At 72.2% G+C, this 25,598-nt stretch carries 25 protein-coding genes and 1 pseudogene; 3 read left to right on the top strand and 23 right to left on the bottom strand.

What is annotated here, in order from left to right:
- Positions 1–8: 8 nt before the first annotated feature.
- The 15 genes and pseudogenes from ACIQ7M_RS01105 to ACIQ7M_RS01035 all read right to left on the bottom strand — a co-directional run.
- Positions 9–233, bottom strand: a pseudogene (locus tag ACIQ7M_RS01105) (amino acid ABC transporter permease); the annotation flags it as partial.
- Positions 234–316: 83 nt separating this feature from the next.
- Positions 317–463 carry a hypothetical protein gene (locus ACIQ7M_RS01100; RefSeq protein WP_386983176.1) on the bottom strand — a complete coding sequence of 49 codons (147 nt, stop codon included), beginning with the start codon at positions 461–463 and terminating at the stop codon, positions 317–319.
- Between the two features lie 210 nt (positions 464–673).
- Complete coding sequence (locus ACIQ7M_RS01095; protein WP_355762863.1) at positions 674–1,114, bottom strand: DUF6278 family protein; 441 nt, start codon at positions 1,112–1,114, stop codon at positions 674–676.
- Positions 1,115–1,361: 247 nt separating this feature from the next.
- Positions 1,362–2,141 carry an exodeoxyribonuclease III gene (locus tag ACIQ7M_RS01090; RefSeq protein WP_355762866.1) on the bottom strand — a complete coding sequence of 260 codons (780 nt, stop codon included), beginning with the start codon at positions 2,139–2,141 and terminating at the stop codon, positions 1,362–1,364.
- Positions 2,142–2,257: 116 nt separating this feature from the next.
- Positions 2,258–2,893 (bottom strand): MBL fold metallo-hydrolase, encoded by a 636-nt coding sequence (locus ACIQ7M_RS01085; protein WP_403638489.1) that lies wholly within the window; start codon positions 2,891–2,893, stop codon positions 2,258–2,260.
- Between the two features lie 72 nt (positions 2,894–2,965).
- Complete coding sequence (locus ACIQ7M_RS01080; RefSeq protein WP_355762872.1) at positions 2,966–4,261, bottom strand: alpha/beta fold hydrolase; 1,296 nt, start codon at positions 4,259–4,261, stop codon at positions 2,966–2,968.
- A 105-nt stretch (positions 4,262–4,366) separates the two neighbouring features.
- Entirely contained in the window at positions 4,367–4,630 is a 264-nt protein-coding gene (locus ACIQ7M_RS01075; RefSeq protein WP_403638486.1) for a DUF6059 family protein, read from the bottom strand.
- A 111-nt stretch (positions 4,631–4,741) separates the two neighbouring features.
- Positions 4,742–7,204: an SWIM zinc finger family protein gene (locus ACIQ7M_RS01070; protein WP_403638484.1), complete on the bottom strand. Its 2,463-nt coding sequence runs from the start codon at positions 7,202–7,204 to the stop codon at positions 4,742–4,744.
- Between the two features lie 26 nt (positions 7,205–7,230).
- On the bottom strand, positions 7,231–10,221 hold the full coding sequence (locus ACIQ7M_RS01065) for a DEAD/DEAH box helicase (RefSeq protein ID WP_403639215.1): 2,991 nt from the start codon (positions 10,219–10,221) through the stop codon (positions 7,231–7,233).
- A gap of 146 nt (positions 10,222–10,367) precedes the next feature.
- On the bottom strand, positions 10,368–10,949 hold the full coding sequence (locus tag ACIQ7M_RS01060) for a sugar kinase (protein WP_355762914.1): 582 nt from the start codon (positions 10,947–10,949) through the stop codon (positions 10,368–10,370).
- Positions 10,946–12,133, bottom strand: coding sequence for an ROK family glucokinase (locus ACIQ7M_RS01055; RefSeq protein WP_386983144.1), 1,188 nt, complete (start codon positions 12,131–12,133; stop codon positions 10,946–10,948). Before ACIQ7M_RS01055 ends, ACIQ7M_RS01060 begins: the two co-directional genes overlap by 4 nt.
- Positions 12,134–12,262: 129 nt before the next feature.
- Positions 12,263–13,069, bottom strand: a complete 807-nt coding sequence (locus ACIQ7M_RS01050; protein WP_403639213.1) for an ATP-binding cassette domain-containing protein — start codon at positions 13,067–13,069, stop codon at positions 12,263–12,265.
- Between the two features lie 11 nt (positions 13,070–13,080).
- Positions 13,081–14,136 carry an ABC transporter permease gene (locus ACIQ7M_RS01045; protein ID WP_403638481.1) on the bottom strand — a complete coding sequence of 352 codons (1,056 nt, stop codon included), beginning with the start codon at positions 14,134–14,136 and terminating at the stop codon, positions 13,081–13,083.
- Entirely contained in the window at positions 14,133–15,137 is a 1,005-nt protein-coding gene (locus ACIQ7M_RS01040) for a sugar ABC transporter substrate-binding protein (RefSeq protein ID WP_403638479.1), read from the bottom strand. The genes ACIQ7M_RS01045 and ACIQ7M_RS01040 overlap by 4 nt, the downstream gene beginning before the upstream one ends.
- 230 nt (positions 15,138–15,367) lie before the next feature.
- Positions 15,368–16,117, bottom strand: a complete 750-nt coding sequence (locus ACIQ7M_RS01035) for a GntR family transcriptional regulator (RefSeq protein WP_403639211.1) — start codon at positions 16,115–16,117, stop codon at positions 15,368–15,370.
- 116 nt (positions 16,118–16,233) lie between these two features.
- Here ACIQ7M_RS01035 and ACIQ7M_RS01030 point away from each other — a divergent pair, with 116 nt between their 5' ends.
- The gene (locus ACIQ7M_RS01030; protein WP_386983138.1) at positions 16,234–17,247 is read left to right on the top strand and encodes a Gfo/Idh/MocA family oxidoreductase; all 1,014 of its coding nucleotides are present in this window, start codon (positions 16,234–16,236) and stop codon (positions 17,245–17,247) included.
- 97 nt (positions 17,248–17,344) lie between these two features.
- Here the strand turns inward: ACIQ7M_RS01030 and ACIQ7M_RS01025 are convergent, their stop codons facing one another.
- The 8 genes from ACIQ7M_RS01025 to ACIQ7M_RS00990 form a co-directional block, all read right to left on the bottom strand.
- Positions 17,345–17,839 (bottom strand): hypothetical protein, encoded by a 495-nt coding sequence (locus ACIQ7M_RS01025; protein ID WP_403638476.1) that lies wholly within the window; start codon positions 17,837–17,839, stop codon positions 17,345–17,347.
- A 31-nt stretch (positions 17,840–17,870) separates the two neighbouring features.
- Positions 17,871–19,046, bottom strand: coding sequence for a cytochrome P450 (locus ACIQ7M_RS01020; RefSeq protein ID WP_403638474.1), 1,176 nt, complete (start codon positions 19,044–19,046; stop codon positions 17,871–17,873).
- A 43-nt stretch (positions 19,047–19,089) separates the two neighbouring features.
- Positions 19,090–19,761 (bottom strand): response regulator, encoded by a 672-nt coding sequence (locus ACIQ7M_RS01015; RefSeq protein ID WP_403638472.1) that lies wholly within the window; start codon positions 19,759–19,761, stop codon positions 19,090–19,092.
- A 436-nt stretch (positions 19,762–20,197) separates the two neighbouring features.
- Entirely contained in the window at positions 20,198–21,472 is a 1,275-nt protein-coding gene (locus tag ACIQ7M_RS01010; protein WP_403638470.1) for a histidine kinase, read from the bottom strand.
- A gap of 193 nt (positions 21,473–21,665) precedes the next feature.
- Positions 21,666–22,274: a dihydrofolate reductase family protein gene (locus ACIQ7M_RS01005; protein ID WP_355775335.1), complete on the bottom strand. Its 609-nt coding sequence runs from the start codon at positions 22,272–22,274 to the stop codon at positions 21,666–21,668.
- Between the two features lie 196 nt (positions 22,275–22,470).
- A complete protein-coding gene (locus tag ACIQ7M_RS01000) occupies positions 22,471–23,286 on the bottom strand; it encodes an AIM24 family protein (RefSeq protein ID WP_355775333.1) in 816 nt (271 codons plus the stop codon).
- 145 nt (positions 23,287–23,431) lie between these two features.
- Positions 23,432–23,560 (bottom strand): hypothetical protein, encoded by a 129-nt coding sequence (locus ACIQ7M_RS00995; RefSeq protein ID WP_403638467.1) that lies wholly within the window; start codon positions 23,558–23,560, stop codon positions 23,432–23,434.
- An 86-nt stretch (positions 23,561–23,646) separates the two neighbouring features.
- Positions 23,647–24,642 (bottom strand): LuxR C-terminal-related transcriptional regulator, encoded by a 996-nt coding sequence (locus tag ACIQ7M_RS00990; RefSeq protein ID WP_403638465.1) that lies wholly within the window; start codon positions 24,640–24,642, stop codon positions 23,647–23,649.
- A gap of 158 nt (positions 24,643–24,800) precedes the next feature.
- Here ACIQ7M_RS00990 and ACIQ7M_RS00985 point away from each other — a divergent pair, with 158 nt between their 5' ends.
- Positions 24,801–25,109, top strand: a complete 309-nt coding sequence (locus ACIQ7M_RS00985) for a hypothetical protein (RefSeq protein WP_403638463.1) — start codon at positions 24,801–24,803, stop codon at positions 25,107–25,109.
- Between the two features lie 170 nt (positions 25,110–25,279).
- Positions 25,280–25,507: a hypothetical protein gene (locus ACIQ7M_RS00980; RefSeq protein WP_403638461.1), complete on the top strand. Its 228-nt coding sequence runs from the start codon at positions 25,280–25,282 to the stop codon at positions 25,505–25,507.
- Positions 25,508–25,598: the final 91 nt, after the last annotated feature.

The raw sequence follows: 25,598 nt of genomic DNA, 5'->3' as shown, positions 1-25,598 counted from the left end.
TGCTCCCCCTACGGTCTCGGGGCTGTGGGGGGTACCCCACCCGGCAGCAGCGTCCCTGGTTCGGCCGGAGCCACGTCCACGGCCTCGGTCTCGGGACTGTGCCGCTTTCGCCCGTACGCCGGCGGGGCGGACCGGGAGAGCGGCACACACATCCCGATGCGGATCGGTGAGATCACCGTCGTCACGGGGATGAACGGCAAATCGTAGTCGAGGATCGCCGCGATCGGCCTCCCGGGCCCGGGGAAGCCCCCGGCGAGGGGCGCGCGCTCGCGCCCCCACCGGGGAACCGGCGGGTTCGGACGCGGATGGCCGTGCCTCACGTGGCAGTTGACGATCTGTTCGACGGGCCGGTGATCACGACCACCTCTCCCTTGCCGTCGGCGAGGTCGTGGACCTGCGGAACATGCGGCTCCCCGAAGTGCGTGGTGACGTCGTACGGGTCGATCAAGGGATCGACGGTCACCCCGGTCCAGCCTGCTGTCGGCCGGGGCGGTCACCGCAAACTATCGACGCGAATCACCACATAACGGACGACACGCACGTCGGGTCATTAGCCGTATTTGAGGCTGGATGACGAGCGGATCACGACAGGCGATCACGGCACCCCGGGCACTCGGCGGGACGGCCGTCCAGCCCCTCCCGCGCTCGCCGGGACGGCCGTGCGGGCCCCCGGTCAGGCCTCCGTGGCCTCGGCGTACATCTGGGACAGCTCGGGGACGCCCTGCACGGCCCAGTCGAGGCCGGCCTCGACGACCGGGATCTCACGGCCCGAGGGGAGCCGGACGGCCGGACTGCCGCCCGCCCAGACGTGCCAGGAGGCACCCGGCACCGTGCGCACCACGACGGTGCCGAGATAGAGGCCGGCGTCGTTGCCGAGCCAGGGAAGCGCCTCGGGGTCGTCGCGCCACAGCGGCAGAAGCTGGTCGAGCGCCACCAACGAGTCCGGGGTGTCGTCCAGTTCGAGACCGACGGCCGCGGCCTGGGAGCGGAGCAGTTCACACTCCGAGAGCAGTTCGGCCACACCCACGGGGTCGTCCTCGAACGCCTTGGCGAGGGGACGCCCCTGCCGCACCGGATGCCGCTTCAGCAGCTTGTCCAAGAAGGGGATGTTCATGGCCGGCCTCTCCGTGGGGTGCGATCGTCGAAGCTCCGCGTTCCCGGTATGTGAACAAAATGTAGCTCGCGCCATCGCATCACGGTATGAGGTGAATCGTGACGTCCGGAGAAACACCTCGAGTCATCACCGGTTCCCGAGCCGCCCAAGAAGAAGGGTGCCCACGATCGCGGGGCCGAACGCCTGTCCCCCGTCGCGGGCACCCTCGGGCCCTGAGGCCGCGGCACCAGGGCCTGTCTGACAGGCCCTAGACGTCCAAGTCCACCACGACCGGTGCGTGGTCCGAGGCGCCCTTGCCCTTGCGCTCCTCGCGGTCGACGTACGCGTCCTTGACCGCCGTCGAGAACGCCTCGTTGCCGTAGACGAGGTCGATGCGCATGCCGCGGTTCTTCGGGAAGCAGAGCTGGCGGTAGTCCCAGTACGTGTACGGGTGTTCGTACTTCAGGGGGCGCGGGACCACGTCCGTCAGTCCCTCCCCGCGCAGGGCGGCCAGCGCGGCACGCTCGGCCGGGGTGACATGGGTCAGTCCCTCGAACGCGGCCACGTCGTACACGTCGTCGTCCGTGGGCGCGACGTTGTAGTCGCCCAGCACCGCGAACGGGCGGCTGCCCGCCGCGTCGCCCGCCACCGCCGCCCTCAGGGCCTCGAACCACTGGAGCTTGTACGCGTAGTGCGCGTGCTCCACCTCGCGGCCGTTCGGCACGTACACCGACCAGACGCGGACCGGACCGCAGGTCGCGGAGACGGCCCGGGGTTCCTCCGCGCCCTCGTACGCGGGACCCCCCGGCAGGCCCCTGACCACGTCCTCCAGGCCTACCCGGGAGATCACCGCCACGCCGTTCCACCGTCCCGTGGCGTGCACGGCCGCCTCGTAACCCAGCTCGCGGAGCTGTTCGACGGGGAACTGCTCGGCGGCGACCTTGGCCTCCTGGAGGCACAGCACGTCCGTGCCGCTGCTCTCCAGCCAGGCCAGCAGCCTCGGGAGCCGGGCGGTGATCGAGTTCACGTTCCAGGTGGCGATACGCATGCCTCACAACCTACCGGGCGGGTACGACAACGGGTCCGCCGGAGACACTCCGTGCCGTCCCCTGACCACCGGGACGGCAGGCGAGCACGACGGGTGCGGGCGCGGCCGGCTCCGGCTCAGACCTCCGCCGACGCCCCCGGTGTCAGCCGCAGATGCTCGGAGCCGCCGAGGGCGCCGATCTGGCGGTCGTAGATCGGCCGCGCGAGGTCCGTGAGCAGGGCGTCGTGGATGTCGTACGCGCGTTGCGGCTTGACCTCCCGCACGTACTCGATGACCTCGGAGATCTTGTTCCACGGTGCCATCACCGGGAGCATCAGCGTCTCGACCGGCCGGTCGGGGACGGTCAGGGCGTCCCCGGGATGGAAGACGCGGCCGCCGTCGACGAGATAGCCGACGTTGGTGATCCGCGGGATGTCCGGATGGATCACCGCGTGCAGTTCGCCGTGCACCTGGACGTCGAAACCGGCGGCGGTGAAGGTGTCGCCGTGACCCACGGTGTGCACCCGGCCGGGGAAGGCGGCGGAGACCTTCTCCGCCACCGACCGCAGGGTCCAGATCTCGGCCGCCGGGTTGGCCTCCATGGCCGCGCGGAGCCGCTGCTCGTCGAAGTGGTCCGGGTGCTCGTGCGTGACGAGGAGGACGTCCGCGCCCGCGGCGGCGTCCTCCTCGCTGAAACCCCCGGGATCGATGACGAGCGTCCGCCCGTGCTTCTCGAGGCGGACGCAGGCGTGCGACTTCTTCGTGAGCTTCATGAGTCCATGGTGCCCGCGTACCCGGCCCGGGGGTCACTCCTGTGGACGAGTCCGCCGGACGGCTCCGCCCGTTCACTCCTGGGGGGTCGTCTCCTCACGGATGATCTTCTGGGCCACCCGGAAGGCGCTGTTCGCCGCCGGCACACCGCAGTACACGGCCGTCTGGAGCAGCACTTCCTTGATCTCCACCGGGGTGAGACCGTTGCGCAGGGCGGCGCGGGTGTGGACGGCGAGCTCGTCGAGGTGGCCTCCCGCGACCAGCGCGGTCAGCGTCACACAGCTGCGCGAGCGCCGGTCGAGTCCGGGCCGGTCCCAGATCTCGCCCCACGCGTAGCGGGTGATGAACTCCTGGAAGTCCCCGGAGAACTCGTCCGCCGAGGTCAGCGCCCCGTCGACATGAGCGTCCCCGAGCACGTCGCGGCGCACTTTGATCCCGATGTCGTACGGATCCTGCCGTCCCACGGGCTCGGGCGCGACGGGGGCCGGGGCGATCTCGGCGAAGGGCGCGACCGGCGGCGGGGCGGCCTGCACGGGGTACGCCTGCGCGACCTGGACCGCCATCTGACCGGTGGACGAGTCGAAGGCGGGCAGCCAGGCGCTGGAGAAGTGCCGTACGAGCAGATCCGTCACGGCGGCGGGCTGCTCGACGGGAACCAGGTGCGAGGCACCGGGGACGACCGCGAGCCGGGCGTCCGGTATCCCGGCGACCAGCGTGCGCGCCTCCGCCGGCCCGGTGACCTCGTCGTCGGAGCCGGCCAGGACGAGGGTGGGAACGCCCACCATGCCCAGTTCACCCCGCACATCGAAGGCGGCGAGCGCCTCACAGGCCGCGATGTAGCAGCCGGGGTCGGTCGTGCGGACCATCTGCACGGCCCACTCGGTGATCGCGGGCTGGGCCGCGGCGAAACCGCTCGTGAACCAGCGTTCGGGCGAGGTACGGGCGATCGGGTCCAGGCCGTTCGACCTCACGATCACCCCACGCTGCCGGAACTCGTCGGCCGTGCCGAAGCGGGGCGAGGCGGCGATCAGCGCCAGGGACGCCACCCGCTCGGGGCGGCGCAGCGCCAGTTCGAGCCCGATGGCCCCGCCGAACGCGCAGCCCGCGTATCCGAAGCGCTGGATGCCCAGCCGGTCGAGCGTCGTCAGCAGCCGTCCGGCGAGCTCGGCCACCGATCCGGCCGGATAGGCGGGTGCTCCGCCGTGTCCCGGGAGATCGAAACGGAAGATCCGCCAGCTCTTCGAGAGCTCGGGAATCTGCCGGTCCCACATGTGCCAGGTGGTGCCGAGCGAGGGTCCGAGTATGAGGACCGGAGCGTCTTCCGGGCCGTCGAGGCGGTATTGCAGGGTATTCGTCGGTGTCTCACTCACGCCCTGCACGCTCTCACATCACACGAATTTTCACGTGATCGGGCCTGAATCCCGTACGAGCTGTCCCCCTATGGGGTGGCGTCGTAAGGGTCCTCCGGCGTGGCTTCACGTATATGTTCGTCGGACCTCGATGCCCAAAGCGCACCAGAGCTCCCGCTCCACGTCCGTCGGCGGGACGTGCGCCGCGGGCCGCTCCGGGTGGCCGACCGGTGGCCGGCAGCTCGTGTCCGGCGTCCGGTCCGACTCCTCCCGGTGGACGGAGGGCGTGGGCAGCGGGCATCCCGACAGCATGGAGCCGACCGCCAGCAGGCCGGAGGTCCACCGGGCGAACACGTCGGCCCATGGGCGTGAACGGCGTATGTCGGTCATGTCCTTGCCGCTCCTTCGTCGAGGGCGTCCACCTCAGCGTGGGAACGGAGGGTATCCCTTTCCTGCAGGACACCGGGGATCATCCCGCCGACAGGGACGACCCGGTCGGCGTCAGAGCTCGCCCGGTGCGCCGAGGCCTGTCAGGGCACCGACCGGGTCGAGGTCCGGGGTGCCGCGCGGCCACCAGTCGTCACGGTCCGGCTCGGACTCGTACGCGTACCAGAGGCCGTTGCGGCCGAGGCGGAGCTGGGCGTGGCCGTGCGGGTGGGTGAGGTGGTTGCGCCAGGGGCGGAAGGCCGGGAAGTCGGCGGCCATCAGCAGCGGCCGGGCCCGGTCGAACCGGCCCGCCGGGGGGTCCCAGGGCTCTTCGAGCACGGCGAGCGCGTCGAACCCGCCCTGCCGCCAGGCGGCGACCGCCCGGGCCAGTTCGACCGGGGTCCGGCCGGTCGCGGCCGCGAGCGAGGAGTAGAGGGCACGGGTGGCGGCCGTGAGCCCCGATCCGGGGCGGGCCGCGGCGAGGCGCACCGCGTCCTGCCAGAGCGTCAGTTCCGCGACCGGATCGCGGCCCGAGGTGAGCAGCGCGTGGGCGCGGGCGGCAGCGTCCGTGGCCAACTGGTCCAGCGCGAAGGAGTCCGGGCCGCCCGGTGCTCCCGGGTAGGCCGGCGGCTGCCCGGGATGCGCGGGCGGCGGCAGCGGAGCGGGAAGGGGCGGCAGCACACGCCGGGCGAGGACGTCACGGGCGCGTACGCCGGCCGGCTGTGCCGGTTCCCGTTCCTGGGCGGCGCGGGCCGCGCGCGTGGCGTTGCGGCGGGACAGCGCGTCGAGCAGCTCGCGCTCGCCCCGGCCGCGCAGCAGGAACAGGACGAACGGGTCCTGGTCGAGCAGCCGCGCCGTCTGGTAGCAGAGTGCGGCCGCGTGTTTGCAGGGGTGTCCGAAGTCGGGGCAACTGCAGTGGGGTTCGAGTTCGCCGGGGCCCGGCAGCAGCTCGACACCGCAGTCCGCGAGCGACCTGGGCATCTCCTTGTCGAGCAGCGCCGCGATGTGTCCGGGCCGCTCGGCGGCGGCGTCGAGGAATCGGTCCCAGTCTTCGTCGGTCAGCGTCCGCACCCTGATCTGGACGCGGTACGGACGCGGCCGGCTGCCGTGCACATAGGCGAGCACCAGGCCCGGTGTGACCGTGACGGCGTCGACGTGGCCGTGCCCGGCGTACGTCCGCCCGCGCGCGAGCCGCGCCGCGTCCAGCGCTCCTTCCTCGAGTGCCGTGACCCAGGCGTTGCCCCACCAGGTCTCGGCGAAGCCGCCCTCCTCCGGGACCCGCGCGGGGAAGGCGGGGAAGGTCCGGCGCAGCTCGCCGTCACGACCCGGGGACGCCATGGAGCGGGGATGCCGACCGGCGGGGCCGGGGGCCGGGGTGACCCGCTCGCCGCCGATGGACCGAGCGGTCTCTTCGGCCTCCGGGGACCCGGCGCCCGCCCCAGGGGTGAAGAGCTCCGGGACGAGGGAGCCGAGCTTGAAGGGCTCTGAGGCCTCGGAAGCCTCGTAGATCTCGGAGGCCTCGGAAGTCTCGGAGGCCTCGGAAGTCTCGGAAGCCGATGGCTGCCGCTGGGGCGCCAAGTCTCCCGATTCCTCCGGGGGTTGGGGGTGTTCGCGGTGAACGGGGTGATCGGGGTGTGCGTCCGCCTCGGGTTGCGCGGAGTGCTCCGGGTGGGCGGAGTGCTCGGGGTGTTCGTCGTGCTCGGGGTACGGGGCGCGGGCGAGTCGGCCGGGGCCTGGGTCCCGGGTCGGCTCAGCGGCGTCGGTATCCGCGTCGGGGTGCGACGGCTGGCCCGTCTCGGCGGCCACGTCGGGGGGCAGCCGGAAGGCGTCCGCGAGCAGACCCCGAAGGCGGCGCTGCTGGGACACCCGGTCCGTGCTCACGGAGTACGCGGGACCCCGTCTTCCACCGGCTCCGGCCGGGGACGTCCTGTCGGCCCGCCGCCTCGATCCGGCTCCGCCCCAACTGCCCTCCGTCGACCGCTCCTGGCCGCCGTCCGCCTCTTCGGACCGGAGCCGCCGTGCCTCGTCGCGCGCGGCGCGCAACGCCTCACGGGCGATGTCACCAGGGCGCGCGCCTCCCCCGCCCCCCGCGCCCGAACGATCCGTCGTGGCCGACTCCGTGGCCGTCGCCCGCCGCAGGGCCTCGCGGGCCGCGTCGCTCGGCCTCACCGCCGGGGCGGATGCCCTCGACGGAGGCTCGGACGCACCGGACCCGGCGGACGCGGCGGACTCGGCGGACTCGGCGGACTCGGTGGGCGCGGCGGAAGGGGCCGCGGACACGGATTCCCGGTCGCCAGTCACCGCTTCCCGCTCGGCACTCCTACCGGAACCGGCACCGGCACCAGCTCCTGCACTCGCCCCCTCACCCTCGTGATCGTCGGTGGCCGCGGCCTTCCGGGCGGCGCGCAGGGCGCGGCGGGCCGCGTCGGCGGGGCGTTCCTCGGTGACAGGGCGTTCCCCCGTGACGGGACTGTCCCCGGTGACGGGACCCTGCGGATCGGCGCCGTCGGCCGGTTCGCCCGCTCCGGTCCCGGGCACGCGGGACTCCTCTCCCCCGGTCCCGCTCATGACGGCCTCCGGAGCGAGACGAGGTCGGACAGCTCGCGGTCGGTGAGTTCCGTCAGGGACGCCTCGCCGGAGCCGAGGATCGCGTCGGCGAGGGCCCTCTTCGCTTCGAGCATCTCGGCGATGCGGTCCTCCACCGTGCCCTCGGTGATGAGCCGGTGCACCTGGACGGGCTGGGTCTGGCCGATGCGGTAGGCGCGGTCGGTGGCCTGCTCCTCGACCGCGGGGTTCCACCAGCGGTCGAAGTGGACGACATGGCCCGCGCGGGTGAGGTTCAGACCGGTGCCGGCCGCCTTGAGGGACAACACCAGGACGGGGGTCGCCCCGCTCTGGAAGCGGTCCACCATGTGTTCGCGGTCGGCGACCGGCGTGCCGCCGTGCAGGAGCTCGACCGGGACGGCGCGGGCGGTCAGGTGTGCCGTGATGAGGCGGGCCATGCCGACGTACTGCGTGAAGACGAGTGCCGAGCCGTCCTCGGCGAGCAGGGTGTCCAACAGCTCGTCGAGCAGGGCCAGTTTGCCGGAGCGGGGGGAGGTCCCCCGCGCGGCCTCCCGTACGTCCTCCTTCAGGAACAGGGCCGGATGGTCGCAGATCTGCTTGAGGGAGGTCAGCAGTTTGAGGACGAGTCCCCGGCGGGCGATGCCGTCGGTGGTCTCGATCGCCAGCAGGGATTCGCGGACCACCGCCTCGTACAGAGAGGCCTGTTCGCGCGTGAGGGGTACGGGGTGGTCCGTCTCCGTCTTCGGCGGGAGTTCGGGGACGATGCCGGGGTCGGACTTCTTGCGGCGGAGCAGGAACGGGCGGATCAGCCGGGCCAGCCGGGCCACGGCCTCCTCGTCCTCGCCGTTCTCCACGGCGCGCGCGTGCCGGGCTCGGAAGGACTTGAGGGGGCCGAGCAGCCCCGGGGTCGTCCAGTCCAGCAGGGCCCACAGTTCGGAGAGGTTGTTCTCGACGGGTGTGCCGGTGAGCGCGACGCGCGCCGGGGCCGGGATCGTGCGCAGGGCCTTCGCCGTCGCCGAGTAGGGGTTCTTGACGTGCTGCGCCTCGTCCGCGACGACCATGCCCCAGCGCTGGTCGGCGAGGTGGGCGGCGGCCGAGCGCATCGTGCCGTACGTGGTGAGCACGAAGCCGCCGTCGAGACCGTCCAGGGTGCGGTCGGGGCCGTGGAACCGGCGCACGGGGACGCCGGGCGCGAAACGGTTGATCTCCCGCTGCCAGTTGCCGAGGAGCGAGGCGGGGCAGATCACCAGCGTCGGTTCGCTGCGGGCCCGCCTCAGGTGGAGCGCGATGAGCGTGACGGTCTTGCCGAGACCCATGTCGTCGGCGAGGCAGCCGCCGAGCCCGAGGGAGGTCATGAGGTCGAGCCAGGCGAGGCCGCGGAGTTGGTAGTCCCGCAGGCGGGCGTCCAGGCCGGGTGGGGGCTCGACGGGGGTCACGCCCGCGGTGAGGCGGTCGCGCAGGGTGGCGAGGGCTCCGACCGGCACCGCCTCGACGGTCTCGCCGTCGACCTCGGCGGTTCCGCTGAGCGCGGCCGACAGGGCGTCCACCGGGTCGAGCAGGCCCAGTTCGCGTTTGCGGGCCTTGCGGACGAGGGCGGGGTCGACCAGGACCCACTGGTCGCGCAGCCGGACGACGGGCCGGTGGGCCTCGGCCAGGGCGTCCATCTCGGCCTCGCTGAGCGGATCCCCGCCGAGGGCCAACTGCCAGCGGAACTGGAGGAGTTCCTCGCTCTCGAAGAATCCCGTCCCGTCGGTGGCCGAGCCGGGCGCCGGGCGCACGACCGCGGTGGCGCTCAGGTCGTGCGCCAGGTCCCGGGGCCAGTGGACGGCGACACCGGCGGCGCCGAGCCGGGTCGCGACGACGCCGAGCAGATCCGACAGCTCTTCCTCGGAGAGGGCGAGCACGTCCGGCACGTCCTGTTCGGACAGGCGGTCGAGGGGTGGCCAGACCCGGGCGGCGCGCCGGACGGCGAGCGCGGCGTCGACGCGGGCGCGGGGCCCGAACACCGTGTCGGCGTCCCCCGCCCACAGGGCGGCCGCGTCCACGACGAGTGTGGGGTCGGCGAGGCTGTGCACCTGGACGACGGCGGCGCCCGCGCGCCGCGCTCCCTCTCCGTCGTCGAAGAGCTGGTGGGCGGACAGATCGAGGCGCAGCGAGATCCGTACGCCCGCGTCCATGCCGGCGGCGACCTCGGCGGCCCAGTCGTGGGCGCCGGTCAGCCGCTGCGGCTCGCGGGCCGCGAAGGGTCCGCCGGCGGTGTGGGGCGCGGCGGGGGTGCGGGGCAGGGTGTCGGCGACCGCGTCCAGGAACGACCGCACCAGGGCTTCCGGCCCGGGCAGCCGCACGGGTCCCCTGCCGGGCAGGGGAACGGCGTGTCCCTCGTACGGGAGGGCCTCGGCGACCGACCTCAGGTGGGCGATGTCCTCCGGGTCCAGGGGACCCGCGCGCCAGGCGTCGAAGCCGTCGGGGGTGAGCCCCGGCAGCAGGCGTCCGCGGGCGACGAGGCGCAGCGCGTGGAGCGCGGCGGCGCCCCAGCAGACGGTGGCGGGATGGGCCGCGGGGTCGCGCCGGGCCCCGGCCAGCAGGGGGAGGGCTTCGGCGACCGAGAGGGTCACCGCGGGGACGGTGCTCCTGCGGACGCCCGAGCCGTGCGGTCGTACGACCGTCAGTTCGGTGTGTCCGGGCGCGGAGGCGTGTGTGCCGGGTGCGGGTGCGGTGGCCCCGCCGGGGTGATCCCCTGGCCGCGGGCCGTCCCCGTCGTCCTCGGCGGGCGGGGTTTCCCCCTGGGGGTCCCAGAACGCGACGCGTCCCTCCCGGGGCAGCGGCGCGGGCAGGAAGACGGCGGCGAGCCGCGTGGAGGGCGGCCGCTCGGCCGATGGCCGCGCGACCTCGCGCGGCCGGGCGTGGGCCGTGGACGCGGAGGATGCCCATGCCGAGGGCGCGCCCGCGGAAGGCACCCGCGCGGTCATCGCTTCCACCCCGTCCCGCATACGTCCGGTCACCTCCCGCCCTTCGGTCGAATCAGTTGTCTTCGACTCTACGGGCGGGGTCTGACAATCGGCTCCCACGGCGGCGGTGGGCGGCTGCGGCCCTCGTCACCGGGCCCGGCCCGGTGTGGCGGAGCGGGGCGGGGGCGCTACGGGATCGTGCGCGAGACGAGGTAGACCATCGGGTGGTCCGTCTCGGATCCGTTCACCACGATGTCCTGGGTGGGCGCGGGGTCCTTCTGCTTGTGGACGAGTCCCCACCAGGGGCCGGGGCCGGTGAACTCCCATCCGACGACCTTCTGGTTGCGGTCGCTGATGGTGATGTGGTCCTTCTTCAGGGCGGCACGGCTGGTGCCGACACCCTTGAGGAACCCGTCGAGCCCCGCCTGGGTGGTGCCGAACTGGACGTACAGCCGGCTGGTCTTCCAGTTGTTCGTCTCGTAGTACGCGACGTCGGTGGACTTGCCGGGGATGGGCACCTGGTAGAGGCGGCGCTGGACGCGCGAGGGCCAGCCGGAGGTGAGGCCGGTCGCCGAGTACTTCGCCTCCTTGTCCTTGCCGCTGTTGCGGCTCTGGTCGGCGGAGATCACCAGGTAGCCGGCGGGTACGCCGATGAGCAGCACGATGATCAGCAGGGTCAGCGCGCGGCGGCGGAACTTGCGGCGCGGGTCCTCGGGCGGCCGCTGCGGCTCGTCCGGGGAGGTCGCCTGACGGGGGAGCGAGGCGGTCACTGCGACTCCTGCTGCGTCGTGCGGCGGGTCTCGGCGTAGCGCTCGTACCGCTCGTAGCGCTCCACGCGGCGCCGCTTGGCGCGCCGGAAACGGCGGGCGACCAGCCGCGCGAGGTCGGCGGCGCCGACCATGCCGGCCTCGGGGCCGAGCTGGGCGCGCGCGATCCGTGCCTCGGGGCGGTAGCCGCGGCCCGTGAGGTGCCGGCGGAAGGCGTCGCGGGCGGGACCGATCAGCAGGTCGTCGGCCGCGCTCACCCCGCCGCCGATGACGAAGCAGGACGGGTCGAGGGCGGCGGCCAGGTTGGCGATGCCGACTCCGAGCCACTGCCCGATGTCCTGGAGGAGTTCGACGCACATGGCGTCGCCCTCACGGGCCAGCTCGGTGATCATCGGGCCGGTGATGTCGGCGATGTTGCCCTTGACGTGCTCGATGATCCCGAACGCCACCGGGGAGTCGGCCGCGGCGAGCTCGCGGGCCTCGCGCACGAGGGCGTTGCCGGAGCTGTACTGCTCCCAGCAGCCGCGGTTGCCGCACGGGCAGCGATGGCCGCCGGGCACGACCTGCATGTGGCCGAACTCTCCGGCGACCCCGAACTTTCCGCGTTTGACCTGGCCGTCCTCGAGGATCGCGCCCCCGATACCGGTGCCGAGGGTGATCATCACGAGGTGGTCCTCGCCGCGGCCGGCGCCGAACCGCCACTCGGCCCAGGCGGCGGCGTTGGCGTCGTTGTCGACCAGGACGGGCACCGCGAGCCGACCGGCGAGGCGGTCGCGCAGCGGCTCGTTGCGCCAGGACAGGTGCGGGGCGAACAGGACGCGGTTGCGTTCGGCGTCGACCCAGCCGGCCGCCCCGATGCCGACGGCGTGCACGTCGTGCCGGTCGGAGAGGTCCAGCACCAGTTCGACGATGGTGTCCTCGACGACCCTGGGGCTCTTGGACTTGTCCGGCGTCTCGGCGCGGACCTTCTCCAGGATGGTGCCGTCGGCGTCCACCACACCCGCCATCACCTTCGTGCCACCGATGTCGATGCCGACGGTGGGGACGCGGGGTGCCGTCAGATGGGAGCGGCGCTCGCGTGTGCCCACGGTCCGCAGGACGGTGGCCCGCGCGGAGCCGATGGGGGTGCCCCCCGCGCGAGCGGAGCCGAGAGCTCGGGGCAGCGCGAGGTCGCGGTAGGTGCTCATCGCGCCGATTCTGCCCTACGCCGCACCGGGGCCGCACCGTGGAAGCGCGGTGACACAGGTGACCTGTGGGCCGCCTGTGGCCTCTTCCGGACGGTCCGCGGGGCCGTCCGGGTCACGGCCCCGCGCCCCTCACAGGGCACGGTTCTCCAGCTCGTGCCGCAGGTCGTCCAGCTCGCTTCCGCCCGCCATCTGGCGCGTCAGCTCGTCCAGCGTGATCCCGTCCCGGGTGTAGCTGCCCGACATGGTGCCGCGCTTCAGCAGCACGAAACGATCACCCACGAGATAGGCGTGATGCGGATTGTGGGTGATGAACACAACACCCAGTCCGGCGTCTCGTGCGGCGGCCACATATTTGAGGACCACACCGGACTGCTTCACACCGAGGGCGGCGGTGGGCTCGTCGAGTACGAGGACCTTGGCGCCGAAATGGACGGCGCGGGCGATCGCCACGCACTGGCGCTCGCCTCCGGAGAGGGTGCCGATCGGCTGGTCGACGTCCCGGAGGTCGATTCCCATGCGCAGGAGTTCCGCGTGGGTCGTGCGCCGCATGTGGTCGACGTCGAGGTGCTTGAACGGGCCGAAGCCCTTCCGGGGCTCGGAGCCCAGGAAGAAGTTCCGCCAGACCGGCATCAGCGGGACGACGGCGAGGTCCTGGTAGACGGTGGCGATACCCCGGTCCAGGGCCTCGCGCGGCGACGCCAGCCGGGTCTCCTCGCCCTCGACGCGCAGAGTGCCCCCGTCGTGCCGGTGACGACCCGCGATGATCTTGATGAGAGTGGACTTGCCCGCGCCGTTGTCGCCGAGCACACAGGTGATCTCGCCCTCGTGGACCGCCAGCGAGACGCCTTCGAGGGCGCGGATGTTGCCGTAGTACTTACTGACCTCGTCGAGCTCGACGAGCGCCGGGCGCCGCGCGGCGGCGGGTTCCTCGGTCATGTTCTCCGTCGTCACTTCGTGGCCTCCGCGCGCTTGCGGACCCAGTGGTTGAGCAGGGTCGCGAGGAGCAGCATCACGCCCAGGAAGAACTTGAACCAGTCGGGGTTCCATTCGGCGAAGACGATGCCCTTGCTCACCATGCCGAAGATCAGCGCGCCCACGGCCGAGCCGATCGCGGAGCCGTAGCCGCCGGTGATCAGACAGCCGCCGATCACGGCCGCGATGATGTAGATCAGCTCGTTGCCGACGCCCTCGCCGGACTGCACGACGTCGAACGAGAACAGCAGGTGCTGCCCCGAGATCCAGGCGCCGAAGGCGACGCCCATGTAGAGGCCGATCTTGGTCTTGTCGACCGGGACGCCGACCGCGCGGGCCGCCTCCTCGCCGCCGCCGACGGCGTAGATCCAGTTGCCGACGCGGGTGCGCAGCAGGATCCAGGTGGCCACGGCGACGAGGACCAGCCACCACAGGATGGTGATCTTGAAGTCGACGCCGCCGATGGTGATCGTCGAGGCGAAGACGTCCTTGGCGGAGGAGAAGCCCTCCATGTCGGAGATCGACTTGGTGGAGACGGTGCCGCTGATCAGCTTGGTGAAGCCTAGGTTCATGCCGGTCAGCATCAGGAAGGTGCCGAGCGTGATGATGAAGCTCGGCGGGTCGGTGCGGGTCAGCATGACGCCGTTGAAGACGCCGATCGCGAGGGTGGCGAGGAGCGAGACGAACACTCCGACCCAGACGTTCGCCGTCATCTGGTAGCTGAACATCGAGGAGATCAGCGCGGAGCTGGTCACCATGACGCCCGCGGAGAGGTCGAACTCGCCGCCGATCATCAGCAGCGCGACCGGGACGGCCATGATGCCGATGGTGGACGCCGCGTACAGGACGGTGCTGAGGCTCGCGGCGCGTACGAAACTGTCCGCGAAGAGCGCGAAGAACACGAACACGGCGAAAGCGCCGACCACCGAGCCGAGCTCGGGACGGCTCAGCAGCTTGCGCAGGGGCGAGGTCTTGAGGAGACGTTCGTCGGTCTCGGGGCCGGGCGCCGGCGCGGGTGCCGTGGCGGTCATCGGGTCCCCCGATCCGCGTACTGCTCCAGCTCGGCGGCCTGGTCCTTGGTGATGATCTGCGGACCGGTGAGGACGGGCTTGCCGCCGCCGAGGACGTCGGCGTTGTACTTGTAGAGCCAGAGCAGGTCCACGGCCTCGTAGCCCTGGAGCCAGGGCTGCTGGTCGACGGCGAAGCCGAGGGTGCCGTTCTTCAGCTCGGCGGCGACCTTGGCGTTCAGGTCGAAGGTGTCGATCTCGGCCTTGCTGCCCGCGTCGTCCCTGGCCTTGACGGCGGTGTCCGCGAAGGGGGCGCCGAGGGTGACGACCGAGTCGATCGACGTGTCGGCCTGGAGCTTGGCGCCGATCGAGGACTGGACGTCGGGCATGTTGGTGCCGGTGACGTAGAGGTTCTCGACGGTCCCGTCGAAGGTCTTCTTGACACCCGCGCAGCGCTGCTCGTGGCCGACGTTGCCCTGCTCGTGCAGGACGCACAGGGCCTTCTTCCGGCCCCGCTTGTTCAGCTCCTCGCCGACGGCCTCTCCGGCGATCGTCTCGTCCTGGCCGATGTGGGTGAGCGCGCCGAAGGCCTTCGACTCCTCGGAGCCGGAGTTCACCGTGATCACCGGGATGCCGGCCTTGCGGGCGCGGGCGACCGCGGCCTTCATGGCGTCGGGCTTGGCCAGCGTGACGATGATGCCGTCGACCTTCTTGTCCACGGCGGCGTCCACGAGCTGCGCCTGCTGCTGGGCCTCGTCGTCGTGCGAGTACAGGAAGTTGATGTTGTCCTTGACGGCGGCCTGCTTGGCGCCGTTCTGGACGATGTCCCAGAAGGTGTCGCCGTCGCCCGAGTGGGTGATCATCGCGAAGGTCCAGCGGGGCGTGTTCACCGCGGCCCTGCCCTGGGCCGCGGCCGCCTTGCGGGCATCCTCGGCTCGCTTCCCCCCGGTGCTGCTGCATCCCGCGAGGGACAGGGTCAGTGTCCCCGCCAGCGCGATGCCCACCCAGGTCCGTGTCCGTGCCACGAGGCCGTGCCCTTCTTGCCGTGCTCTTGGTGTGCCGGGCCGAAAGGACCGACCCGGGGGCCCTCCTGCGGGCCCTTGAGGACCGGAGTCGTACCGGCCCAAACGGCCAAGTATCGATCATTGGGATCATCCGCCCAAATCACGGTTCCCGCGCGCGCGGAGCGGCGGCCTCCCCGGCGGCGGCACGGAAGCCCGCCGAGCCCGGGCCGTTCAGGGAGCCGGAAGGCTGTTCAGGGCCGTACGAGGAGCTGGAACTCGAAGGAGTAGCGCGAGGCACGGTAGATGTGGGAGCCGAACTCGACGGCGCGGCCGGTGTCGTCGAAGGTCGTGCGCTGCATGGTGAGGACGGGGGTCCCGGCCGGCTCGCCGAGTCGCTCGCCCTCGTCCGCGCTGGCCGCGCGTGCGCCGACGGACTGGCGGGCGCTGTGGAGGGTGATGCCGGCCCCGCGCATCAGCCGGTACAGGCCGGTGGCCTCCATCCGGTCGCTGTCGAGCTCCAGCAGCTTGGAGGGCAGGAAGTTGCAGAGGTACGCCATCGGCTCACCATGCGCGAGACGCAGCCGTTCGACACGGTGGACCTCGCTGCCCTCGGGCACGCCGAGGGCGGCCGCGACCTCGGTCGACGCCGGTTCGACGGCGTTGACGACCACCTGCGTCGCGGGGCGCTGGCCGGCCGACTCCAGGTCGTCGTAGAGGCTGCTCAGTTCGAGGGGGCGCTTGACCTGGCTGTGCACGACCTGCGTACCGACGCCCCGCCGCCGCACGAGCAGTCCCTTGTCGACGAGGGACTGGATGGCCTGGCGGACCGTGGGACGGGACAGACCGAGCCGCGCGGCGAGCTCGATCTCGTTGCCGAGCAGGCTGCCGGGGGTCAGCGCGCCGTGCTCGATGGCGGCCTCGAGCTGCTGCGAGAGCTGGAAGTACAGCGGGACCGGACTGGTGCGGTCGACGCCGAGCTGGAGCGACACGGTCGGATCCACGACTGGTTTGGCCACGGATCGAGCGTAGCCCCGGGACATGTTGACGGGAAGTTGTGAAGTTCGATTGTCCGGACAAACCATTGACAGCGCGACGCGTCGCCCCCCAGTTTGTAGCCATGCGCATCGGACTCATCGGAGCGGGCCGTATCGGTACATTTCATGCGGCCACGCTCAGCCGTCACCGTGAGGTCGGAGGCTCCCTCATCGTCACGGACGCGGATCCCGTACGGGCCCAGCGACTGGCGGACCGGCTGGGCGCGACGGCGGCACCCACCGTGAACGAGATCTTCACCTGGGGCGTGGACGCGGTGGTCATCACGGCCGCCACCTCGGCCCACTCCGAACTGATCGGCCGGGCGGCGCGCTCCGGACTCCCGGTCTTCTGCGAGAAGCCCATAGCTCTCGACCTGGCGGGCACGCTGGCGGCGCTCGCCGAGGTCGATGCCGCCGGAACGGTTCTGCAGATGGGCTTCCAACGCCGCTTCGACGTCGGTTACACCGCTGCCCGCGAGGCGGTGCGCTCGGGCCGGCTCGGCCGGCTGCACACCGTACGCGCGATGACGTCGGACCAGTCGCCGCCCCCGGCCGACTACCTCCCGCTGTCCGGCGGGCTCTACCGCGACTGCCTGATCCACGACTTCGACATGCTGCGCTGGGTCAGCGGCCGCGAGGTCGTCCAGGTGTACGCGACCGGCTCCGACGCCGGGCCCGCGATGTTCCGCGAGGCGAACGACATCGACACCGGCGCGGCCGTCCTCACCTTCGACGACGGCATGCTCGCGACGGCGACGGCCACCCGTCTGAACGGCGCGGGCTACGACGTGCGCATGGAACTCTCCGGCGAGCTGGACCAGATCGCCGTCGGCCTGGACGACCGTACGCCGATCGCCTCGACCGAACGGTCCGGACCGCCGCCCGCGGACAAGCCGTGGACGGGCTTCCTGGAACGCTTCGGCCCCGCGTACGAGGCGGAGCTCGCCGCGTTCGTCGAGGTGGTCCGCGGCGAGCGCGCCAATCCCTGCGACGGCCGCGAGGCACTGGAGGCGCTGCGGATCGCCGAGGCCTGCGAGCTGTCCCGGCGGGAGCGGCGCCCGGTCTCCCCGGCGGAGATTCCGGGCGGCAGACTCTGACGGCCGGGGGACTCGTTCGCTCCCGGAGAGGCGGTGGCCGTGAGCCGGCGCGAGGCGAGTCGGCGCGAGGCCGGCCGGCGCGAGGCGAGTCGGCGTCTCACCCCAGGAGCCGGACGCCGGGGGTCGCGCTGTCGACGCCGAGTCTCCGGTCGCAGTGCTTGCACGTCAGGTGGTGCGGCCGGACCAGGTTGGTCTGGATGCTGCCGGTCCCCGGCTCGTTCGCCTCCGGGCAGTGATAGGCGAGGTGCAGTCGCACCCAGGGGTGGCTCGTGGGCGCGGCGGCCTTCCGGTCGTCCCGCGTGTCGGTGAAGGGAGCCCACCAGAAGTCGACCAGCGCCCGGACCGCCAGCCGGTCCCGGCCGCTCGTGGTGTCGAACGCCGCGATCCTCCCCGCGGTGTGGTGGCGCTGGAACCCGCTGCGGCTGCCGGAGCACAGCGCCTGCTCGGTCCCGCGCTCGAACACCGTGGTCCGTCCGGTCCGCTCGCAGATGAAGCAGTCGAGGGTGAACTCCAGCCGGGAGCGCCAGTAGAGCTGATGACGGGATTCCTCGAGACCGGTCAGCTCCGCGGTGATCTCCGCCGTACGCAGCACGGGCAACGCTCCTCACACGGCACCGGGCCGCTCACCAGCGCACCGGCATCCGGCGCACGCCCCTCATCAGCATGCCGGGCAGCCAGCCGCTCGGCGGTCCGTCGAGCGCCAGGTCCGGACACCGCTCCAGCAGGGAGCGGAGGGCCACTTGGGCTTCGAGCCGGGCCAGCGGCGCGCCCAGACAGTAGTGGATGCCGTGCCCGAAGGCGAGATGTCCCCGGGTCTCGCGCCGGAGGTCGAAGCGGTCGGGCTCCGGATAGCGCGCCGCGTCACGGCCGGCCGCGCCGAGGCCGATCATCACCTCTTCCCCCCGCGCGATCGCTATGCCACCGATGTCGAGCGGCTCGGCGGCATAGCGGAAGGTCGCGTTCTCCACCGGGCCGTCGTGGCGCAGCGTCTCCTCGATGACGCCGTCGAGAAGCGTCATGTCCGCGCGGACGGCGGCGAGTTGGTCCGGATGACCGAGCAGGGACCGGACGGCGCCGGAGATCAGGTTGACCGTCGTCTCGTGTCCGGCGACAAGGAGCAGGAACGCCATGCCGCGCAACTCGCCCGCCGAGAGCCGGTCGCCGTCCTCGGCCCTGGTACGGATGAGACCGCTGAGCAGGTCACCGGTGGGACCCGCGCACCGCTTGTCCTCGATGAGTTCGCCCAGATAGTCGCCGAGTTGGACGAAGGCCTTCTGCTCGCTCTCGGCGCTGGTGGGAGCCACCGTCTCCGTGGACAGGGCTCGGAAGGCGGCCCGGTCCGGCTCGGGCACCCCGAGCAGCTCGCAGATCACGGTCAGCGGGAGCGGATAGGCGAAGGACTCGACGAGGTCCGCGCGCCCGCGTGGAATCATCGCGTCGAGCAGCTCGTCGGTGATCTCCGTGATCCGCGGGCGCAGCGCCGCGACCCGCCGGCCGGTGAACTCGCCGGCGATCAGGGTCCGGAGCCGGGTGTGCCGCGGCGGGTCGGCGAACAGCATGTGCCGGCCGATCAGTTCCTCTCCGTAGAACACGAACCCCGCCGTGTCCGGGTTCTTGGCCAGCCGCGGGTCGGCGAGCGCGGCCCGCGCCTCCTCGTACCCGACGACGAGCCATGTCTCATGGCCCGCGTCCGGCGGTGGCAGCCGCACCCGGTGCACAGGGCCGAGGGCGCGCAACTCGGCGTAGACCGGGTGCGGATCCTCGGTGAACCGCGCTCCGTACTCCCCCAGATCGATCACGACTCTCCCTCCCGTCAACCCGCTCAACGCGCGAGGGCCCCGCTCAGTGCCCGTCCTCCTCCAGCAGTCCGGCGTCGTAGGCGAGCAACGCGATCTGCACACGGTTGTTGAGGCCGAGCTTGGCGAGGATGCGGGAGACGTGGGTCTTGACCGTGGCGACGCTCATGAACAGTCCCGCGGCGATCTCCGCGTTCGACCTGCCCCGGCCGACCTCGACGGCGACCTCGCGCTCGCGCTCGTTCAGGCCGGACATCCGGGAACGGGCGCCGGACCTGCGGGTGTCGAGGGTGGAGCCGGCGGCGTGCTCCATCAACTGGCGGGTGACGGTGGGCGACAGCACCGGGTCTCCGGCCGCGACCCGGCGCACCGCCGACAGGATCTCCGCGGGCGGTGTGTCCTTGAGGACGAACCCGGCGGCGCCCGCGCGCAGTGCGCACAGCACCTGCTCATCGGCGTGGAAGGTCGTCAGGACCACGACCTGGGGCGCCTCCGCGCGGGCGCGCAACCGCTCGGTGGCGGTCAGTCCGTCGACGCCGGGCATCCTGATGTCCATCAGGACGACGTCGGGCCGGGTGCGGTCGACGAGTTCCTCCACCTCGCTGCCGTCGGCGGCCTCGCCGACGATCTCGACGTCCTCGGCGCCACCCAGCATGAGGGCCAGTCCCGCCCTCACCAACGGATCGTCATCCACAAGCACCAGCCGAATCCCAGTCATCCCCTCACCCAACCAGCATTCCTTCGCCCCCTCCGCCCCTACCCGACCCGTACCCGGGGCTCCGCCCCGGACCCCGCTCCTCAAACGCCGGAGGGGCTGAATTTTTTCCCCGGCACCCGAAAGGCGGACCGGGGCGAGGCCGCCCCCTGGGACTCCGCCCCGGACCCCGCTCCTCAAGCGCCGGAGGGGCTGAAACTCTCCCGGGCCGGGGCTGGATTCTCCCGGCCGGGACTGAAACTCTGCCCGGCCGGGGCTGGGATGTGGACCGGCCACCACGACACACCCGCACCCGGCCACGCACCGTCGGGGACGTGCCGGTACATCGATGCCCGTCGCCACCGACGGTCACCTCTCCGTCCAACGGCGACGGGCTGATGCACCGGCGCGGCCCCGACCCACCCACCGGACCGACACCGCGACAGCGGTAAGCCGGCGACTACGCCCCCCACGGCAACCAGGCCCGAACCCGAAACCCCCCACCCCCCACAACCCCATGCTCCAGCCACCCTCCGGCCAGCGTCGCCCGCTCCGTCAACCCGATCAGCCCCTGCCCGGACCCCGGCACCTTCGGCACCGGCCCCGGCGGCGCGGGATGGGCGACGGTCACGGTCAGCCCGGAGCCGGCAGCGCCCCGCACCGTCACCGTGACCTCCGCCCCCGGCGCGTGCTTGCGCGCGTTCGTCAGCCCCTCCTGAACGATGCGGTACGCGGTGCGGCCCACGGACGCGGGCACGGCGCCCGGATCGGCGACCAGGTTGTCGAGGACGACCTTCGCGCCGGCCGCCCGCGACTCGGCGACCAGCCCGTCGAGCGCCGCCAGCGTCGGCTGCGGCCGCCCCGCCTCGTCGGAGTCCCCGGCCCGCAGCACCCCGATGATCTCGCGCAGGTCCTGTAGCGCCTCGTGCGCGCTCTCCCGGATCACTCCGGCGGCCCGGGCGACCTCCTCCCGGGGCGCGTCGGGCCGGAATTCGAGTGCTCCCGCGTGCACGCTCAGCAGCGTGAGCCGGTGCGCGAGCACGTCGTGCATCTCGCGCGCGATCGCCTCCCGGGCGAGCCGCTGCGCCTGCTCGGCCCGCAGCGCCGCCTCGGTCTCGGCCCGCCGCGCGCGGTCCCGCAGACTCAGCATGAGCTGGCGCTTGGACCGTACGAACATGCCCCAGCCGACCACCGCGGAGGTGAGCAGGGCGGTGACGGCGAGGGCGGCGAGATACGGCAGCTCGGGGTCGGGCCGCAGCCAGAAGAACGCCGGAAGCAGCGCGAGCTGGACGCCGGCGACCCAGGCCACGTACCGGAAGGGCCGGTGCACGGCGAGGGTGAACAGGGCCACGAGCCCCGCGCCGCCCGCGGTGTTCGAGACGAGGCCGACGGGGATCATCGCGACGGCCAGTCCCAGCGGCCAGCGCCGGCGCAGCCAGACCGCCGCGCAGGCGAGCAGGCCGATGAGCTGGTCGGCGACGGCGAGGCCGTGCGGGACGTCCGGGTCGTCGCTCAGCGTGTTCGCGGCCGCTAGCCCGATGACGACGGCCAGCAGGAAGCAGCCGAAGTCGACGACCCAGTCGCGCACGGTGCGCCGGGGCCGTCCGGAGGGCCCGGCCCGCTCGGCGTCGGGATCGAGCTCCGCGGCCACGGCGGACGGCAGCAGCCAGCGCCGCCCCGACAGGACCGGCGCCGGTACGTCACGCGGCTCGAGCGCCGGATGGTCACCACTCACGGTCGACAAATCTACGCAGCCGAGGCCGCCGCCACCTCCCCGCGAGCCCTGCCGACGACCAAAGTCGACACGCTTCAGACTTTCGTCCGGCCGGGACGGGCGCCCGGCGACGCCGGTCGTAGGGGAACGCGTCGCGCGACGGCCGTCCGCCGACCCCGAAGGCCGGCGTCCGGGCGCCCGACCGCCCGCGACCCTAGTAGCTGCCGTACGTCGGCCGGCCCTCGCGCTCGTACGTGTTGACCGCGACGCCCGAGCCGGTGATCGTGCCGCCGGTGCGCCGGAACGCGGTGGGGGCGGCGCCGTCGGCGAACAGGCGGCGGCCCTCGCCGAGCACGACGGGGAAGGTCATCAGATGCAGGGTGTCGATCAGACCGAGCGCGAGCAGGGACTGGGCGAGGACGGCGCTGCCGTGGATCTGGAGCTCCCCCTCGGTGCGCTCCTTCAGGGCGGTGACCTCCTTGCCGAGGTCGCCGGTGATCACGGTCGTGCCCTCCCAGGCGGGGTCGGTGAGCGTCGAGGAGGCGACGTACTTGGGCAGCGAGTTCAGCTTGGAGGCGATCGGGTCGGCCGGGTCGGTCATCTTCGGCCAGTAGCCCGCGAAGATCTCGTACGTGCGCCGCCCCAGCAGGAACGCATCGACGTGGGAGAAGTTGTCGACGACGAAGCGCCCGAAGTCGTCGTCGCCGAAGGGAACGCTCCAGCCGCCCTGGCCGAACCCGCCGCTGGGGTCCTCCTCGGGACCGCCCGGCGCCTGGTGGACTCCGTCGATGCTGACGAACGCGGTGAGGGTGAGCTTGCCCATGGCAGTGCCTGCTTCCTGACGGTGGGGTCTGTTGTCATCAGGTCAGACCCCACCGGTGCCCGCAACTCATCGGTCCGCGCCCAAATCGCCCGACGCCACAACCCGGCGCCACGACCGGGCGTCAAGCCGGCGCCACGACCAGGCGTAGCGACCGGGCGCCACGACCGGACGGGCACGCTCCGCGCGGGCCGAGGGCTCACCCCGCGTCGGTCGAGAACAGCCCGCCCGTCGGACCCTGCTTGTCGCCGCCCTGGGCCTTTCTCAGGGCGTTGGCGAGGCTCTCGATGGTGAGGGACTGAAGGATCACCCGCCCGTTGCCCTCCAGCGTGGCGAGCGACAGGCCCTCACCGCCGAAGACCGCGTTCATCAGGCCCTGCCGGTTGAGGCCGCCGATGCGCTGGACGCCGTACTGGATGCCCTCCTCGAAGGCGACCACACAGCCCGTGTCGACCTCGATACGGCCGCCGAAGTCGGCCGGGTTCAGGTCGATGAAGTTGCCCGCGCCCGCGATGATCACCGTTCCTTGGCCGGTGAACTTCTCCAGGACGAAACCCTCGCCGCCGCTGCGCCCGGTCCGGCCGCCCTGGAAGGCGATGCCGAACCGCACGGTCGACTCAGCCGCCACGAAGGCGTCCTTCTCGGCGAACCACGCGCGCGTGCCGTCGAGCTCCAGGGCGCGCATCTCGCCGGGCAGCACGCCCGCGAAGCCGACGGTGCCCTCGCCGCCCGTCGACGTGAAGTACTGGAACGCCAGCGACTCGCCCGCGAGGGCCCGCTGACCTGCCTGCATGGCGGTCCCCACGGCTTGGCGCAGCATGCCGCCCATGCCGCCGCCACCGCTCGGCTGCCCGCCGCCACCGCCGCCCGAGGGCCCGGAGAGCCGCGTCTCCATGGTCACGTTGGTGGTCTTGAACAGGAACTTTCCCGCCTCGCAGTACACGGTCTGGCCGAGGCCCAGGTTCACGACGGCCATCTGCATGGCATTGCCGACGATTTCTTGCTGAAGAGTCACGCCGTGAGAACGCGGGAGGCGGAGCGAAGAGTTCCGGATGAAGTGCGACGACCTGCGGGGCAAGCGTGAAGGGGCACCTGCGACCCCCGGCATCAAGGACGGTCCGGACCGCCCGGACCATCCGGACACCGAGATCGTGTCCGACCTAGAGGTACGACCTGACCACCACGACCGAGACGAGCTCGCCGGCGGCGGAGCGGCCGAACAACACCGACCACGTTCCGTCGCCGCCCGTGCAGAACAACACCAGGCCGCCGCCGTCGGCCCCGCCCACGCCCCGCCCCTCCGCCACCCTCAAGATCCACCGGCCACGACAGGCACGACCGGTGCCGTCGGAGGTGTGGGCGTCTGGGCAACGGTTCAGGGGCGCGGCGGCAGCCAGCCCTGCTGGACGGCTCGTACGCCGGCTTCGAAGCGGCTGCGGGCGTCGAGGCGTTCCATCAGTTCGGAGGCGATCCGGCGGGCCGTGCGGTGGGAGACCCCGAGCCGTTTGGCGATGGCCTCGTCGGTGTGGCCCTCGGCCAGGAGCCGAAGGGTGGTGGTCTGCTGGCCGGTGAGTCCGTTCGGGTCGGTGGGGACGGTCTCGCCGAGCGGCTGGGCGGATTCCCAGGTGGTCTCGAAGAGCGCGCACAGGGCGGTGAGGGTGCCCTGGCCGGTCAGCAGGACGGCGCCGGCGGCGGTGTCGTCGCTGCTGACCGAGATCATGGCGGTGAGCCGGTCCATGAGGATCATCCGGGTCGGCAGGGACGGCACCGTGCGGACCCGGCCGCCCAGCCGGGCCAGCCAGGTGGCGTGTTCGACGGTGGGTCGGTTGGTACGGACACTGTCGAGGTAGATCGTGCGCATGCGCACCCCGCGACCGAGCAGGTCCTCGTTGAGCGGCCGGGACGCGGCCATGTTCTCCGCGGTCTGCGGTCCTCCCGGGGCGAAGGCGAGGAACTCCTCGCGCACCTCGCGGGTGAGTACGGCCAGCCGGTCGCGTATCTGGTCGAGGCCGACGAGTTGCTCCACCCCGGGATGGCTGGTGGCCGGGCGGAGCTCGGCGTACTCGGAGATGAGCTGGGCCGCGGCGGCCCGGGAGGATTCGAGGCGCTGCTGCTGGGCCGCCAACTGGGCCTGCTGGCGGCCCATGAGGATCTCCATGCCGATGTCGGGGGAGACGGCCCGGAGCCGGCCCGCGTCCCCCGCTGCGGGGCGCACCAGCGCCAACTCGCTCAACGTGTCAAGGGCGTCGCGCACCTCTTCCCCGGGCAGCCCCACGGCATCGGCGAGGGCCGCGACACCGGCGGCCGGACTTCTGAGCATGGCGCGATACACCGTCTCCGCGGCGGCATCGAGTCCAAGCGCGGTCAGCATCAGGTTCCCCCCAGATTCCACAGACCCTCCCCTGTCCCACGATGATCTTCGCAGAGGACCGGGGATCGTCACAGGGGGGAGGACCAAAGCGGCCATGGACTCAACTGGCCACCGCACGGGCCGACTTGTTGGCGTATCCCGTTGAGATTCTGGATTGCATGTACCTGGTCCACACATATCTGGAACTGCCGTCCGGCGACGAACTGCCGCAGAACATCAGGACTCTGGTGCGATCGGCGATCGTCCCCCGCGACGGTGTCGAGCACGTCGCCGTGCATGCCGTCTCTTCCTGCGAACTCACGCTCGGCTTCTACCTGTTGGCCGATGCGCTGGAGGAGGCGGAGGAACGAGCGGTACGGGCCACCCGTCGACTGCTGCGCGCCGTACCGCAGTTGGCAGCGGCGCGGCCGACCGGCGCCGGAGTGCCGCTGATGCCTCTGGCCTTCGAACCGCAGACGGTGGACTGAAGCGGCCCCCGTGGACGCATCGGTCCAAGGCCGCTTCCGTCCATCCGTGAACCCTTTCCTCTGGCCTGAGCCGCGACGAACCTATGAGTCACCGGCCGAGCAGAGCGCCACCGCGGGGCGCGACGGCAGGCCGGACACCGCATCTCGTCCCGGAAGGAACGGAAACAGCCATGCTTCGTACCCGCATCGCCAAGGCCGCCGCGGTCTCCTCCCTCGTCGTCGCCGCGGCTCTCGCCGCCCCGGTGGTCACGCACCGGTCCACGGCGGACGCGGTTCCGGCCTCCTCCGTTCTCGCCTCCGACGCCGGCTGGCAGGTCGCTCCGACGGACGCCGGCTGGCAGGTCGCTCCGACGGACGCCGGCTGGCAGGTCGCTCCGGCCGACGCCGGCTGGCAGTAGGCCGCCCGCCGCGTCCCACAGCCACGCGCAGCGGCCGCGTCCCGTCGACCTGAAAGGGCGGCGCCCCCTCGACCCGAGGAGGCGCCGCCCT

The sequence above is a fragment of the Streptomyces sp. NPDC096324 genome (genome assembly GCF_044763015.1).
Classification (GTDB): domain Bacteria; phylum Actinomycetota; class Actinomycetes; order Streptomycetales; family Streptomycetaceae; genus Streptomyces.
This window is presented reverse-complemented; position numbering and strand designations above follow the sequence as displayed.

Bases quoted from the DNA above. Each gene is read 5' to 3' on its own strand.
- ACIQ7M_RS01095 (WP_355762863.1), bottom strand. From the start codon at position 1,114: ATGAACATCCCCTTCTTGGACAAGCTGCTGAAGCGGCATCCGGTGCGG.
- ACIQ7M_RS01090 (WP_355762866.1), bottom strand. From the start codon at position 2,141: ATGCGTATCGCCACCTGGAACGTGAACTCGATCACCGCCCGGCTCCCG.
- ACIQ7M_RS01085 (WP_403638489.1), bottom strand. From the start codon at position 2,893: ATGAAGCTCACGAAGAAGTCGCACGCCTGCGTCCGCCTCGAGAAGCAC.
- ACIQ7M_RS01075 (WP_403638486.1), bottom strand. From the start codon at position 4,630: ATGACCGACATACGCCGTTCACGCCCATGGGCCGACGTGTTCGCCCGG.
- ACIQ7M_RS01065 (WP_403639215.1), bottom strand. From the start codon at position 10,221: ATGCGGGACGGGGTGGAAGCGATGACCGCGCGGGTGCCTTCCGCGGGC.
- ACIQ7M_RS01055 (WP_386983144.1), bottom strand. From the start codon at position 12,133: ATGAGCACCTACCGCGACCTCGCGCTGCCCCGAGCTCTCGGCTCCGCT.
- ACIQ7M_RS01050 (WP_403639213.1), bottom strand. From the start codon at position 13,069: ATGACCGAGGAACCCGCCGCCGCGCGGCGCCCGGCGCTCGTCGAGCTC.
- ACIQ7M_RS01045 (WP_403638481.1), bottom strand. From the start codon at position 14,136: ATGACCGCCACGGCACCCGCGCCGGCGCCCGGCCCCGAGACCGACGAA.
- ACIQ7M_RS01030 (WP_386983138.1), top strand. From the start codon at position 16,234: ATGCGCATCGGACTCATCGGAGCGGGCCGTATCGGTACATTTCATGCG.
- ACIQ7M_RS01015 (WP_403638472.1), bottom strand. From the start codon at position 19,761: ATGACTGGGATTCGGCTGGTGCTTGTGGATGACGATCCGTTGGTGAGG.
- ACIQ7M_RS01005 (WP_355775335.1), bottom strand. From the start codon at position 22,274: ATGGGCAAGCTCACCCTCACCGCGTTCGTCAGCATCGACGGAGTCCAC.
- ACIQ7M_RS00990 (WP_403638465.1), bottom strand. From the start codon at position 24,642: ATGCTGACCGCGCTTGGACTCGATGCCGCCGCGGAGACGGTGTATCGC.
- ACIQ7M_RS00985 (WP_403638463.1), top strand. From the start codon at position 24,801: ATGTACCTGGTCCACACATATCTGGAACTGCCGTCCGGCGACGAACTG.
- ACIQ7M_RS00980 (WP_403638461.1), top strand. From the start codon at position 25,280: ATGCTTCGTACCCGCATCGCCAAGGCCGCCGCGGTCTCCTCCCTCGTC.